This window comes from Pseudoalteromonas sp. J2K-J599 (assembly GCF_059295115.2).
Map to the genome: position 1 here is coordinate 3,163,168 of NZ_CM200271.1, position 13,471 is coordinate 3,176,638.

The 13,471-nt window shown below is 40.1% G+C and carries 11 protein-coding genes and 5 tRNA genes; 1 reads left to right on the plus strand and 15 read right to left on the minus strand.

The features are described from left to right. Positions 1–2 precede the first annotated feature (2 nt). The 12 genes from AC5NT5_RS14225 to xerD all read right to left on the minus strand — a co-directional run bounded on the left by AC5NT5_RS14225 (position 3) and on the right by xerD (position 9,831). The gene (locus tag AC5NT5_RS14225) at positions 3–1,178 is read right to left on the minus strand and encodes an exo-beta-N-acetylmuramidase NamZ family protein (RefSeq protein ID WP_494513916.1); all 1,176 of its coding nucleotides are present in this window, start codon (positions 1,176–1,178) and stop codon (positions 3–5) included. A 921-nt stretch (positions 1,179–2,099) separates the two neighbouring features. Continuing rightward, a tRNA-Arg gene (locus tag AC5NT5_RS14230) sits at positions 2,100–2,176 on the minus strand. 115 nt (positions 2,177–2,291) lie between these two features. After that, positions 2,292–2,368, minus strand: a tRNA-Arg gene (locus AC5NT5_RS14235). Between the two features lie 148 nt (positions 2,369–2,516). Next, a tRNA-Arg gene (locus tag AC5NT5_RS14240) sits at positions 2,517–2,593 on the minus strand. Between the two features lie 73 nt (positions 2,594–2,666). After that, positions 2,667–2,743, minus strand: a tRNA-Arg gene (locus AC5NT5_RS14245). Positions 2,744–2,781: 38 nt separating this feature from the next. Beyond that, positions 2,782–2,874 (minus strand) — tRNA-Ser (locus AC5NT5_RS14250). Positions 2,875–3,002: 128 nt separating this feature from the next. Next, positions 3,003–3,185, minus strand: coding sequence for a hypothetical protein (locus tag AC5NT5_RS14255; RefSeq protein WP_010553261.1), 183 nt, complete (start codon positions 3,183–3,185; stop codon positions 3,003–3,005). Between the two features lie 322 nt (positions 3,186–3,507). Then, entirely contained in the window at positions 3,508–5,043 is a 1,536-nt protein-coding gene (gene lysS, locus AC5NT5_RS14260; RefSeq protein WP_002961420.1) for a lysine--tRNA ligase, read from the minus strand. Positions 5,044–5,069: 26 nt separating this feature from the next. Then, positions 5,070–6,168, minus strand: a protein-coding gene (gene prfB / locus AC5NT5_RS14265; RefSeq protein ID WP_100218355.1) for a peptide chain release factor 2 whose coding sequence is annotated in 2 segments (ribosomal slippage) — positions 5,070–6,092 and positions 6,094–6,168 — 1,098 coding nt in all. Because the reading frame shifts where the segments join, the coding sequence is not laid out codon by codon here. A 144-nt stretch (positions 6,169–6,312) separates the two neighbouring features. Then, positions 6,313–8,034 carry a single-stranded-DNA-specific exonuclease RecJ gene (gene recJ / locus AC5NT5_RS14270; protein ID WP_182695430.1) on the minus strand — a complete coding sequence of 574 codons (1,722 nt, stop codon included), beginning with the start codon at positions 8,032–8,034 and terminating at the stop codon, positions 6,313–6,315. A gap of 78 nt (positions 8,035–8,112) precedes the next feature. After that, a complete protein-coding gene (gene dsbC, locus AC5NT5_RS14275) occupies positions 8,113–8,841 on the minus strand; it encodes a bifunctional protein-disulfide isomerase/oxidoreductase DsbC (protein WP_002961417.1) in 729 nt (242 codons plus the stop codon). A gap of 63 nt (positions 8,842–8,904) precedes the next feature. Further along, positions 8,905–9,831 (minus strand): site-specific tyrosine recombinase XerD, encoded by a 927-nt coding sequence (xerD, locus tag AC5NT5_RS14280; protein WP_002961416.1) that lies wholly within the window; start codon positions 9,829–9,831, stop codon positions 8,905–8,907. A 94-nt stretch (positions 9,832–9,925) separates the two neighbouring features. On the opposite strand from xerD, the gene fldB reads away from it, so the two are divergent. Next, positions 9,926–10,447 (plus strand): flavodoxin FldB, encoded by a 522-nt coding sequence (gene fldB, locus AC5NT5_RS14285; protein WP_024605911.1) that lies wholly within the window; start codon positions 9,926–9,928, stop codon positions 10,445–10,447. 69 nt (positions 10,448–10,516) lie between these two features. Here fldB and AC5NT5_RS14290 read toward each other — a convergent pair whose 3' ends face one another. The 3 genes from AC5NT5_RS14290 to AC5NT5_RS14300 all read right to left on the minus strand — a co-directional run bounded on the left by AC5NT5_RS14290 (position 10,517) and on the right by AC5NT5_RS14300 (position 13,433). Continuing rightward, entirely contained in the window at positions 10,517–10,984 is a 468-nt protein-coding gene (locus AC5NT5_RS14290) for a YHS domain-containing (seleno)protein (RefSeq protein WP_494513915.1), read from the minus strand. A 137-nt stretch (positions 10,985–11,121) separates the two neighbouring features. Continuing rightward, a complete protein-coding gene (locus AC5NT5_RS14295; RefSeq protein WP_024605913.1) occupies positions 11,122–11,568 on the minus strand; it encodes a DUF2147 domain-containing protein in 447 nt (148 codons plus the stop codon). Positions 11,569–11,723: 155 nt separating this feature from the next. Further along, positions 11,724–13,433 (minus strand): DUF4153 domain-containing protein, encoded by a 1,710-nt coding sequence (locus AC5NT5_RS14300; protein WP_494513914.1) that lies wholly within the window; start codon positions 13,431–13,433, stop codon positions 11,724–11,726. Between the last annotated feature and the right edge of the window lie 38 nt (positions 13,434–13,471).

Here is a 13,471-nt window from a genome sequence, read left to right on the forward strand (position 1 = left end):
CCTTATTTATATAACAAGTAAGGCGCTCTTTGCGCTTTAAATTGTGCAAGTCCCGTCTGCCAGCTTTGTTTTATTTGCGCTTCTGATTGCCCTGCTTCAATAGCTAAGCGCAATTTATTAGTACCCGCTAGCTTATCCATAAAGTCAGCACGCTCAAAAAACGAGATGTTATTTTTACTAAGCTCCGTGTACGCATTTATTAAGTAAGTTAAATTTAAACCTGTAATATTTGCTTGTCTTAAATCGAGCCCTTGCACGGTTTGGTTTTTAAATTTAGGGTTTAAAGCAGCGCCTTTAATTGCGCGCGGTGTAAAATTAAAATCACCTAATGCAACTGGCGAATAGCCAATTACTTGAAATGCAAAGTCGGTGCCTCTACCAATGCTAATAGGCGTTGCTTCAAAAAAGCAAAGTGATGGGTAAAGCGCAATGGCTTGATCGTTAGGTAAGTTAGGGCTGGGTTTTACAGGCAAGCTGTAAGTACTTTTGCGAGTGTAATGATCAACAGGGATCACCGTTAATTTTAAATCGGCCGCTTTATTGATCCAGCCCTCGCCCTTGATCATTTTGGCAAGTTCGCCAACGGTCATGCCGTGTAAAACAGGAATTGGGTGCATTCCTACAAACGATTTAAATTCTGGCTCTAATATTGGCCCATCAACGTAGGCAATATTTGGGTTGGGCCTGTCGAGCACTAAAAACTCTATCCCCTGCTCTGCAGCGGCTTCCATCATGTAGTGCATAGAGCTTATGTAGGTATAAAAACGCACTCCCACATCTTGAATATCAAAAATAATCACATCAACATCGGCTAAAGCAGCTTGGCTTGGTTTTTTATTTTTACCGTAAATAGAAATAAGCGGAATACCAGTTTTACCATCAACAGCATTTTTCACATGGGCGCCCGCATCGTGATCGCCACGAAAGCCATGCTCAGGTGCAAAAATTTTAGTTATATTAATATTTTTAGTCAACAGCGCATCTACTAAGTGAGTTTGCCCCACCATTGATGTTTGATTAACGACTAGCCCTACACGTTTATTTTTTAACTGCGGTAAATATTTAGCATATTGCTGCGCACCTACTACAAGTGAGTTGTTAGCTTCGTTGGCTTGCACGCTTGCAATAAAAATGGCGCTAAAAATAAAAAATAAAGTAATAAATAGGGTTTTAAACATACTGCAATATCCTTTTAAACAAGGCGTTTAAAATAACATAGGTAATAATAAAGAGCAGCTTTAGAAAAGGGTTAAGTGGGCTTGATTAGATAACTGATTAGAAGCTGGCGCTTCTCACGCGAGCAAGCTCTGCGTCTACAGCGGATAAATAAACTCGAAGTTTAGATTTAAAGATTAGAGCTAGTTTTACTTGAAAATACCACCTCTCATTTTAAGCTTAAAGACCGTATTTAACCTTCTTAGAGCTAAACGCTTCTAGTTATTTAGTTTCTTGGTCAATGAACCACTTAAAGATCTATTACACATAGAGAAGCGAAAGAGAAGTAAATGAGAAGACATAAGCCCGGGTTTATTAATTTAGCTTTATTACTACCTCTAAAAGCGCAGCGCCTCTTAACCTCTTTGTGAATAAATTACTTATTTCTGGCGTTGCCAACAAATAAAATCTTATAAATTATATTTTTGAGGGGGGAATAGAAGCTGTCGCTTCTCACGCGAGCAAGCTCAGCGTCTACCACAGATGAATAAGTTCGGAGTTTGGATTTAACGATTAGCACTGGTTTTACTTGTAGGCTTACAGCTTGCTGACGCGACGAACGAAGCTCGTAAATAAAGTATCAGTTATATCGGTGGTAAGTAATTATAAGCTAGCGCTTCTCACGCGAGCAAGCTCAGCGTCTACAACAGGTGAATAAGCTCGGAGTTTGGATTTAAAGATTAGGGCTAGTTTTACTTGTAGGCGTGCAGCTTACTGACGCGACGAGCGTAGCTCGTAAATAAAGTATCAGTCATATCGGTGGTAAGTGATTAGAAGCTGGCGCTTCTCACGCGAGCAAGCTCAGCGTCTACAGGTTATCAATCTACACTTCACTTTATTTTAGGCACAAAAAAACCGACTTAATGTCGGCTTGTTTATGAAAGTGGTGGGCGCAGGAGGATTCGAACCTCCGACCGCTCGGTTCGTAGCCGAGTACTCTATCCAGCTGAGCTATGCACCCACTTTCATAGATTGCTTATTTAAACTCTAAGCAGAGCGTATTAATTCTGGCATAAAAAAACCGATTTCCATCGGCTTATTTTTCTTACACTTAAAAGTGTATGAAAACATGAAAGTGGTGGGCGCAGGAGGATTCGAACCTCCGACCGCTCGGTTCGTAGCCGAGTACTCTATCCAGCTGAGCTATGCACCCGCTTTCATTTTTACTATTACTTGTTTTTACTCTAAGTGAGAGTCTATAAAGTGGTGGGCGCAGGACGTATCTTGTAAGAATGAACCTCCGACCGTTTGGCTTTAGCCAACACTTTACTTATTTATACTCCAAGTATGAGTCTATAAAGTGGTGGGCGCAGGAGGATTCGAACCTCCGACCGCTCGGTTCGTAGCCGAGTACTCTATCCAGCTGAGCTATGCACCCACTTTATAGTTTACTTATTTTAACTCTAAGTAGAGCTTTTGCTTATTTAGACTCTAAGCGAGTTATTAAAGTATGGTGGGCGCAGGAGGATTCGAACCTCCGACCGCTCGGTTCGTAGCCGAGTACTCTATCCAGCTGAGCTATGCACCCATACTTTAAAATTTTACAAAACACGCCATTAAAAGAAATGGTGGAGAGGGAGGGATTCGAACCCTCGATAGAGCTACAAACTCTATACTCCCTTAGCAGGGGAGCTCCTTCGGCCACTCGGACACCTCTCCGTCTTGTGGGGCGTATAATAAAGATTTCAGAAAATATGTCAAACACTTTTCTACCAAAAACGACTATATGGTTACAGATTGCACATATGCTTGGTTTAAAAGTGTAATTAGTTTGAAATTTAAGCGGGTTACGTATTTTTATTTGAAGGATTAACACCTAGCACGGGAACTAAGTCATCAGTTAACTGAGCCAAATACTGTTCTTGGTAACCTAATTGTTGAAATTCAGCGATACAAGCACGGTAGTAAGCGTTTCGTTCTTGCTCTGATGTGCATTCTTCTGATAAATCATCTACTCGTTTGTCTTTCATACTATTATCCTAAGTCCTTTAAGAATCTATATTTAACTGCTAAATACCAGCAGTGTAAATTTCGTGCGTATTCTAGCTAAAACCTTTGTACAAACACAACATATGTTTAAAAAATAATCATACTAAAAAGTTATAGCACTGTTAGTTTTAATATTAAAAACTTCCAATAACAATAAGTTAGTGAAGCTGAATTGCACATTAATCAGCACTAATAATTACCTTTAATTTTTAGTGTAGTACTTATTAATTAAAACACTAATTATAAGTAAAAAAAACGCCGCTATTAAGCGGCGTTTATTAAGTTACTTTGTTCTACTAAAGATTAGTCAGCTTGTGGACGCATATGCGGGAACAAAATAACGTCTTTAATTGTTGATGAATCAGTAAACAACATTACTAAACGGTCAATACCAATACCTTCACCAGCCGTTGGCGGTAAGCCGTACTCTAGTGCGCGTATGTAGTCTTCGTCGTAGTGCATTGCTTCATCATCGCCTGCGTCTTTCTCTTCAACTTGACGAGTAAAGCGCTCAGCTTGATCCTGTGCATCGTTAAGCTCAGAGAAACCATTTGCAAGTTCACGACCGCCAACAAAAAACTCAAAACGGTCGGTAACAAATGGGTTTTCGTCGTTACGGCGTGCAAGTGGTGATACTTCCCACGGGTAACCAGTAATAAACGTAGGTTGAATAAGCATGTGCTCTGCTGTTTCTTCAAATATTTCACAAAGAAACTTACCAGGACCCCAAACACAGTTTTCAGGAATTTTAACGTGCACTTGTTTAGCGTACGCTTTTAACTCTTCAAAGTGGTTTTCTGGGTCGTTAAATACCGCAGCATCAAACTCAGGGTTATATTTTAAGATAGCATCCGCCATACTTAAACGTGTAAACGGTTGGCCAAAGTCGTATTCAACTGAATCGATAACTTCGCCGTTTTCGTCTTTAGTTGTATTAACTACAATTGCACTACCTAGTACGTTTTCTGCAACAGTACGTAGCATGTCTTCGGTGATGTTCATCAGGTCGATGTAATCAGCGTATGCTTGGTAAAATTCAATCATTGTAAATTCTGGGTTGTGGCGTGTAGATAACCCTTCGTTACGGAAGTTACGGTTAATTTCAAATACACGATCAAAACCACCTACCACTAAGCGCTTTAAGTAAAGCTCTGGCGCTATACGTAGGTACATGTCGATATCAAGCGCGTTATGGTGAGTTACAAACGGACGCGCAGATGCACCACCAGGTATAACCTGTAGCATAGGTGTTTCTACTTCCATAAAGTCACGGTCTGCTAAAAAGCGACGAATACCTTCAACTACTTGTGAGCGAATGCGGAATGTTTCGCGCGTTGCTTCGTTAGTAATTAAGTCAACATAACGTTGGCGGTACTTTGTTTCTTGATCTGATAAGCCATGGAATTTTTCAGGTAACGGGCGAAGTGACTTAGTTAGTAATTGATACTCAGTCATTTCTACGTATAAATCGCCTTTACCCGATTTATTTAACGCGCCTTTAACACCTATAATATCGCCAGTGTCTAGCTGACCATATTTTTCTTTAAGGTCTTTTTGAACATCTTTAGATGCATACGCTTGTACGCGACCTTTCATGTCTTGAATTACAAAAAACGGTCCACGCTTTGCTAAAATACGTCCAGCAATAGACACAACTTCTTGTAGTTCAACTAATTCTTCTTTGCTCTTATCACCAAACTGGGCTTGCAAATCAGCCGTGTAATGCTCACGACGGAATTGGTTTGGATGACCGTTGGCTGGGCAATTTTCGCGTATCGCGTCTAACTTGCCGCGACGCTCAGCGATTAACTTGTTTTCGTCTTGGATTTTATCAGTCATTTTTTAGCTCTTTATTAGCTTGGTGGTTATAGGCCAGATTTAAGGCTGGCTTCAATAAATTTATCTAAGTTACCGTCAAGTACCGATTGGGTATTGCGGTTTTCAACGCCTGTACGTAAATCTTTAATACGTGCGTCATCAAGTACGTATGAACGTATTTGGCTACCCCAACCTATATCAGATTTAGCGTCTTCTTGCGTTTGTTTTTCAGCATTTTGCTGCTGTAGCTCAAGCTCAAATAATTTAGCTTTTAACTGCTTCATCGCTTGGGCTTTATTTTTATGCTGTGAACGCTCGTTTTGACACTGCACTACGGTATTTGTTGGTACGTGAGTAATACGAACCGCCGATTCGGTGGTATTAACGTGCTGACCACCCGCGCCTGATGCACGGTAAACGTCTATACGTAGATCTGACGGATTAATATCAATTTCAATATTATCGTCAATCTCTGGGTATACAAACGCAGAAGCAAATGAGGTATGACGACGACCACTTGAGTCAAACGGGCTTTTACGCACTAAACGGTGAACGCCTGTTTCTGTACGTAACCAACCGTAAGCGTATTCGCCAACAAAGCGAACTGTTGCGCCTTTAATACCGGCAACATCACCGTCGGTTGCTTCAACTAGCTCAACTTTAAAGCCTTTAGCCTCGCCCCAACGTAAATACATACGAAGTAGAATGTTACACCAGTCTTGTGCTTCAGTGCCGCCAGAACCCGATTGTAAATCAAGGTACGCATCGTTTGAGTCATGAGGACCTGAAAACATACGACGAAACTCTAAACCTTCTAACTGCTCGTTTAGATCGCTAAGTTCGCTTTGTGCTTCATCAAAGGTATCTTGATCTTCGGCTTCTACAGCAAGTTCAAGTAGACCTTCAACGTCGTCAGTACCGGCTACAAGGTTGTCGATTGTTTCAACAACAGCCTCTAATGCTGATTTTTCACGGCCAAGCGCTTGTGCGCGTTCAGGCTCATTCCATACGGCTGAATCTTCAAGTTCGGCGTTAACTTCTTCTAGGCGTTCTTGTTTAAGAGCGTAGTCAAAGGTACCCCCGAAGCAATTCAGTACGTTCGCGAATTTCCTTGATTTGATTAATCACAGGATTCACTTCAAACATGTACATCACTCCAAAATGGCTAGGTAATTGCGCCCCTTTACATGGGATTTTCGCAACAAATTATCGTCAAATGATAAAAACGCCCGATTTTAACAAAAAACCGCGCGCTTTATTAGCCTTTTATGCATGATTTGTGCATATTTTTTAGTGCACTTTTTCAAGCTCTCTAACTATTAATTGCAGCGTAAATTTACCTCTAAACTCATTTATATCGAGTTGATAGGCTACTTTTACAAACTTCGCTTCTGTGTCGGGCCATTCTTTTACATCAATACCAAAGGCAATGGCGTCAACTAATCGCCCTGATTGATGCTTTAATACAAGTTTTAAGTGCTTTTCGCCGACTATGCGCTGCTGTATTACTTCAAATGTGTGCTCAAACACCGGCTCAGGAAATTGCTGCCCCCACGGGCCCGATTGCTTTAATAGCTGAGCAAACTCCATCGTAAAGCAGTCGTTTGGCAGCTCACCGTCGGTAAATACAATACAGCGCTTACTTTCTTCACTCAGTTGCGCACTCACTGCAGCATCAAATGCCTTTTTAAAGTCGTTAAAGTGTTGCTCATTAATACTTAAACCAGCGGCCATTGCGTGGCCACCAAATTTATTAATTAAGTGTGGCTCAGCAGTATTAAGCCCTTCGAGTAAGTCGCGCATGTGCAACCCTTCTATAGAGCGGCACGAACCTTTTATTTCACCATTTTCGCCACCAGCAAATATAACGGTTGGTCGGTGGTACTTTTCTTTTAAGCGACCAGCCAAAATACCAATAACACCTTGGTGCCAATCGTCTTGAAACAAGCAAATTGCATCAGGGACGTTATCGTCGCTAAATGCGAGTCTATCAAGCACGGCTTGCGCCTCGGCTTGCATGCCTTGTTCTATTTCGCGCCTTGCAAAGTTTAAGCTATCGAGCTCGCTGGCAATACTACGTGCTTGGTTTATATCGGTGCTAAGTAAGCATGCTATACCCAAACTCATGTCGTCTAATCGCCCTGCTGCATTTAAACGCGGGGCAAGTGAAAAGCCAAAGTCGCTTGCGCTTAAGCGCGCAGCATTGCGGTTAGCCACCTCAATAAGCGCGGTAATGCCTGGGCGTGTTTTACCACTGCGAATACGTGCTAAACCTTGATGTACTAAGGTACGATTATTTGCATCAAGTGCGACCACGTCAGCAACCGTACCAAGCGCTACAATGTCGAGCAAGTTAGCTAAATTAGGCGGCGGTTGCTGCTCAAAATAACCTAGATCTCGCATTACGCTTCTCAGCGCTATTAATAAGTAAAAAGCAACGCCAACGCCTGCTATAGATTTAGACGGGAAGTTACATTCGTGCCTATTTGGATTTACTATAGCATCGGCATTTGGCAGCTGCTCACCTTGTAAGTGATGATCTGTTACCAGCACTTTTATACCAACCGCTTTTAAAATATCAATACCAGCAATACACGATATGCCGTTATCTACGGTGATCACTAAATCAGGCTTTATTTGTACTATTTGCTCTGCAAGTGCGGGGCTTAAACCATAACCTAAGCTAAACCGGTCAGGAATTAAGTAATCTAAATGCTTAAAGCCAAACATCTCAAGGCCCTGCATTAATGTTGCAGTGCTTGTTGCGCCATCAGCATCAAAATCACCGACTATTAATATTTGGCTTTGCGCCTTTAATGCTTCAATTAGTAAATCGCTGGCTTTGTCGATATCTTTAAACAATTTAAAGTCGTGAAGCGTAGCTACGCTGTTATTTAGCTCGTCGGCATTAAATACATTGCGGTTAGCATAAATTTGTTTAATTACAGGGTGTAAATTACTCGGTAGATGCGAGTCGTCAACGTTTTCACGCGCAATGATTAGTTTTTTCATGCAGAGTTTTAACTTATTGGGTCGTATTAAAAAGACAAAAAAAGGCCATTAAGGCCTTTTTATTAGCTATAAAACGTATTACGACGCTTTGTTAGCATCTAATGCTGCTTTTAGTGCTGCTGCTGGCTGGTAACCTGGGATCATCGTACCATCTTCTAAAATAATGGCAGGTGTGCCGCTAATACCAAAGCTTTGACCAAGCTGATAATGCTCTGCAACCGGTGCGCTACAGCCTGCAACTACTTTAGTGCTTGTACCCGACTTAGCTTCTGTTAGTGCTTCTTGCTGATCGCGTGCACACCATACGTTCATTAAATCGGCGTAGCCTGAACCTTGTAAGCCACCACGTGGAAACGCAAGGTACTTAACGGTAATACCCGCATCAAGTAAATCGTCTAACTCGCGATGTAATTTACGACAGTAACCACAGCTAATGTCGGTAAATACGGTAATACTGTGTTTTTCGTTTGGTGCTTTGTACACAATCATCGAATCTTCGTATTCTTTAATGCCCTCAACACGCACGCCGTTTAATGCTTGCTCTGTTAAGTTGTTACGATTATTTAAATCGATTAACGTACCTTGCATTAAAAATTGACCATCTGGACTTGCGTAAAGCACGCCCTTGTTAGTAATCAATTCTTTTAAACCCGCTACTGGGCTTGGGTTAATTTGCTTTACAGTTACACCAAGCTCGGCAAATTTAGTAATAATAGGATCATTAGCATCTGGTGTTACAGCAACGCCATTTGCAAATGCACTAATACTTGTGCACAACATGGCACCTGCTAACATTAATTTTTTCATAACTTCTCTCTATGCTAAAAATACTTAATATATTGACCGGCTTAATAATATTTACTTTCAAATTTACGCGCGCGGATGATGCTCTGCGTGTACCGACTTTAACCGTTCATTGGCAACATGGGTATAAATTTGCGTCGTTGATAAATCGCTATGGCCCAACATCATTTGTACCACACGTAAATCTGCCCCATGATTTAATAAGTGCGTAGCAAAAGCATGGCGCATGGTATGGGGCGATAATGGAGACTCAACTGATGCCAAAATAGCATAGTGTTTAATTCTATGCCAAAAGGTTTGTCGCGTCATGCCTACTCCGCGCTTAGATGGGAACACAAAATCGGTGGCGTGTTTTATCATTTGTGCACGCCCACCCTTTAAAAATTGCTCCAGCCAATACATGGCTTCTTCACCCAATGGCACTAAGCGCTCTTTATTACCTTTACCTTTTACAAACACCACCGCTTGGCGCAAATTAATTTGCTCCATACGAAGCCCAACAAGCTCACTTACACGCAACCCCGTTGCATAAAGTAGCTCTAGCATGGCTTTGTCGCGCAGTCCCATCGCTTCTTCTGTGTTGGGCGCATTTAACAATGCCTCAACTTCAGCTTCTGAGAGTGTTTTAGGTAACGACTGTCCGGCTTTTGGTTGAGCAATGTTTAGCATCGGCGAATCACTAATTATTTTTTCGCGCACAAAGTACTGATAAAAACGCTTTAGCGCACTAATGCTACGTGCTGTACTGCGTGGTTTTAAACCTAAATCAACTCGATGGGCTAAGTAGCTTTCTATGTCTAGCCCCGTTACCGTCATTAAATTTTCGCCCTTTAAAAATAGGCAAAACTTATCTAAATCACTGCGATAAGCGCTTAATGTATTTTCGCTTACGCCTTGTTCTAAGTACAGGCTATCTAAAAAGGTTTCTAGGTAGTCGCTATTACTGCTCATACTGCTGTTATTTTCAAAAGAATCGTCAGATAGCGTTGTCACATTATGCTCTCATGCTTTGCTAAGGTATCAATTAAAAATACCTTACGGTAAACTTGAGCCTATCATATCAGGCAATTACACAGTGATAAATACGATGCAAATTGGTTTATTTTTTGGTTCTACTACGTGCTACACCGAAATGGCAGCAGAAAAGATTCGCGACATTATTGGTGCCGATATAGTTACCCTGCACAATATTAAAGACGAGCCACTAAAAAATGCAGAGCAGTATGACTTTATCATCTTTGGTATTTCAACATGGGATTTTGGTGAAATACAAGAAGACTGGGAGTCAAAGTGGGACGACATAGCCGACGTAAACCTAAATGGTAAAACCATTGCTTTATTTGGCATGGGCGATCAACAAGGTTACGGGCAGTGGTTTCAAGATGCGCTAGGCATGCTACACGACGAAATAAATACGCAAACATTTACTCAACTTGGTTTTTGGCCAAACGACAGTAGTTACGAGTTTGAAGCTTCAAAAGCATTAACGCCTGATGGTAAACAGTTTGTAGGACTCGCGCTCGACGAAGACAGTCAATACGAGCTAAGCGATGAGCGTATTGCAACATGGGTTGAACAAGTAATGACTGAATATAGCGAAACGCTTTAATTAATTAGCTAATAAGTAAAAGCCCGCAACTAGTTTAGTTGCGGGCTTTTGATTAGCAATATGAGTAATTTATTGAAACGCCATCACATTGGTTGTTTGTGGGTAGTACCCATCTGCCATTACAATGTACGGCAATAAATTACTTAACCATTTTTGTTGTACGCTTTGGCTGTAATTTAAGTAAAGCTTACCTTCGTGAATATAAAATGCTTCTGGGTCTATCCCTACGGCATTCCCCTCATCAGCCATTGCATAAGCACACCAACCACCGTATTGCGGTGCATAACGCTTTGGGTTTTCTGCAAATGCCGTTTTGTTTTCTTCACTCGAAAAATGCCAGTCGGCACCTAAATAACTAAACGTATATTTGTCATTGCCTTTAATGGCTTTATTTTGGGTAAAATAAGCAACACTGTCGTACCCTTTAATAGCCGTGTTATTAAACCAACCCGTGTTTACAGCATCATCCTTTGCGTTTGCCGCACCGCTTATTAACAGTGTGCTAAGTATTATTAAAGCAACTATGTACTTAATCATATTTTACCCTTTTATTTACTCAAAATTTTATGCCAATTAAATATGGCAGGCTTAGTGAGTAAGAAAGGCAAAGCGCAAAAATGATTTCAGTTAATGCTTAATTATTTAACGTTTAGTAATTAAGTAAGTAGTAAAACTTACTCTACTCTTAGCCAATATTGGTTTCGGTAAAAAAAGCCAATGTAGCCGCGTACTTCGAGCTTTTTACCTTCATCCTGCGGGGTTAATTGTAAGGTGTAGGTTTTACCATTTGTTGGGTCGAGTATTTCTCCGTCTCCCCAGGTGCCATCATCTTGTGCTTTTACATCAGTGATTATAGTCATTCCTAAAATAGGCTGATTTTTTAGCTCATCATCACACTTACTGCATATATCATTTTGTTTTGCAGGGTTAAGAATTGTTTCAACTTTGCCGCTTAATACACCGTTGGTTTGGGTAATACGTACATACGACTTAGCTTGGTTTGTATCCTCATCAATCGTTTTCCAAAGCCCTACTGGCGTAATAGCAGCAAGCACACTTTGGCTTGCAAAAATGGTGGCTGCTAACGTGCTAAGTAATGCTATTTTATTTAACTTTTTCATTGTGTTGTCTTTAAATCAAGTGACTAATGACTTAATCATAACAGGTGATTTATAAACACACTACCAAAGCGCCCCACCTAAAATAACAACAAACCTAAACTAATAATCATTAGTTTAGGTTTAAGGATCTGTAGCATAAAAAACAAAGCAGCGTATTACCTTACTTTAAAAACAACATCCCCTATTTTTAGATTTGAATATTCAGGCTCAACTAAAGATAATTCGTTATTATCAATCATGCTTTTAAGGTATCTAATCTCTTCAGGATTTTCGACATTCATATACTTTGAGCGCCACTTACCCATGTCGAATAACCAGAAATATGCGGATATATTTTCATTACTTTCGTCAATCACTATAAAATCGAATTCATCATCTTTGTTTAAATCCATGCCAATGAAATAGTAAGTATGTTCTTTTAAATAGTTACGATCGTAAAAATGTTGTTCAGAAAATACGGCCTCTATTAAACCTTGAGGTATTAGCACTTGTGATGGCCAAAATACACTGCGCTCAATAAAATCATCGACTGTGTGTTCAAGCGTTAAAGCAAACTCATTATTTACATACATCCTATCGATGATAGCGTATTGCTCTGGGTGACTCGTTTCAATTTTCTGTTTTAATAACTGCATAGCTAAATAACCTTGGCGACCTAAGCTGTGCTCAAAATAGTAATAGTCAAACTTTTCTATTGTTACTTTATCTGCATCTAAACGCGCTATTTGGCTGTTTGTAGATAAGCTTTGAAAATTTAATAAAGGGGAGTTAACAGCAAGCATACTAACGAGCACCACCCACCCCATCACAATATTTATTTTGCTAAGCGGCTCTAGCCAATTGTCTCGCTTTGTTATAATTCCAACAAGATAACTAAACGAAAAACACGCCAATAAAAACCAAATAAAAATGCCCCAACAACGATCTACTGTTAGCCCATGCTGCTCTACCCGTAAGTAAATTCCATAGGCAGAAATAACACTATAAACTGGAAGTAACGCAACGCTTATAAAAACGAGTCGGTGCAAGAGCATGTGATAAGGGCGAACTGATGAGTCATCTTTATAAACAGTGTTAACAAAAAACAACGTGAGCACCTGCAGCCACATTACTAATAAACTGCCGCTTCCGGTCTCCCATAATTTATTGAGTCCGGTAAAAGGAAGTGTTGCTAAAAAACCGAGAGAAATAACTGATAAAACAGGCAATAAAAACTTAATTAAAGTTTGTAGTAAAAAAGCGATATTATCTTCAATGTTCAAAAGCTTTCTAAATATGACACTCGCAAAGGCAAATGCGAGCGTTAAGGTTGGGATCCAAAACCATTCATTTCTTAGTAGCTCAGAGAAAAATTCTATATCTAAAATATCAAATAAAGCCGCACCTAAATTTAGAATTCCCCAAAAAATAAGTACAAACAGCCAGCATTCTCCAAATATTATAAAATTACGCCAAGAGAGCTTAAATAAACGACTGTAACTAACATTTTCTGAGCTACCAAATTGTTGTATGTACATAAGGCCTTTAAAGCCAGCTATTAAACTAGTAAAAATAAAAACTGACATTAAAGTGTTATTACTTACGTACTCTTGAGGCTCTTGCTGAAAGCCAACATACGCCCCCAATAAAGATAACAACAAGGAAAAAGGAAGGATTAAAAGCAACGACGTTTTTATATTATTTTTATTAACGGTCATTAGCATTAATAAAGGAAAGCTCATAGAAAATGTAATAAGTGAGACTAACCATGTAGGGCTTGTTGCTGGCCACACATTATTTTCTATACTGCTATACAAAAGGGTAAGAGCAATAGCCTGTAATACGGCAAGTATAATTATAAAAGATTTTGGTAACTGACTATCCATATCTGTTCTCAACAATAGGTTTTAGTCAGTTTGCGTTA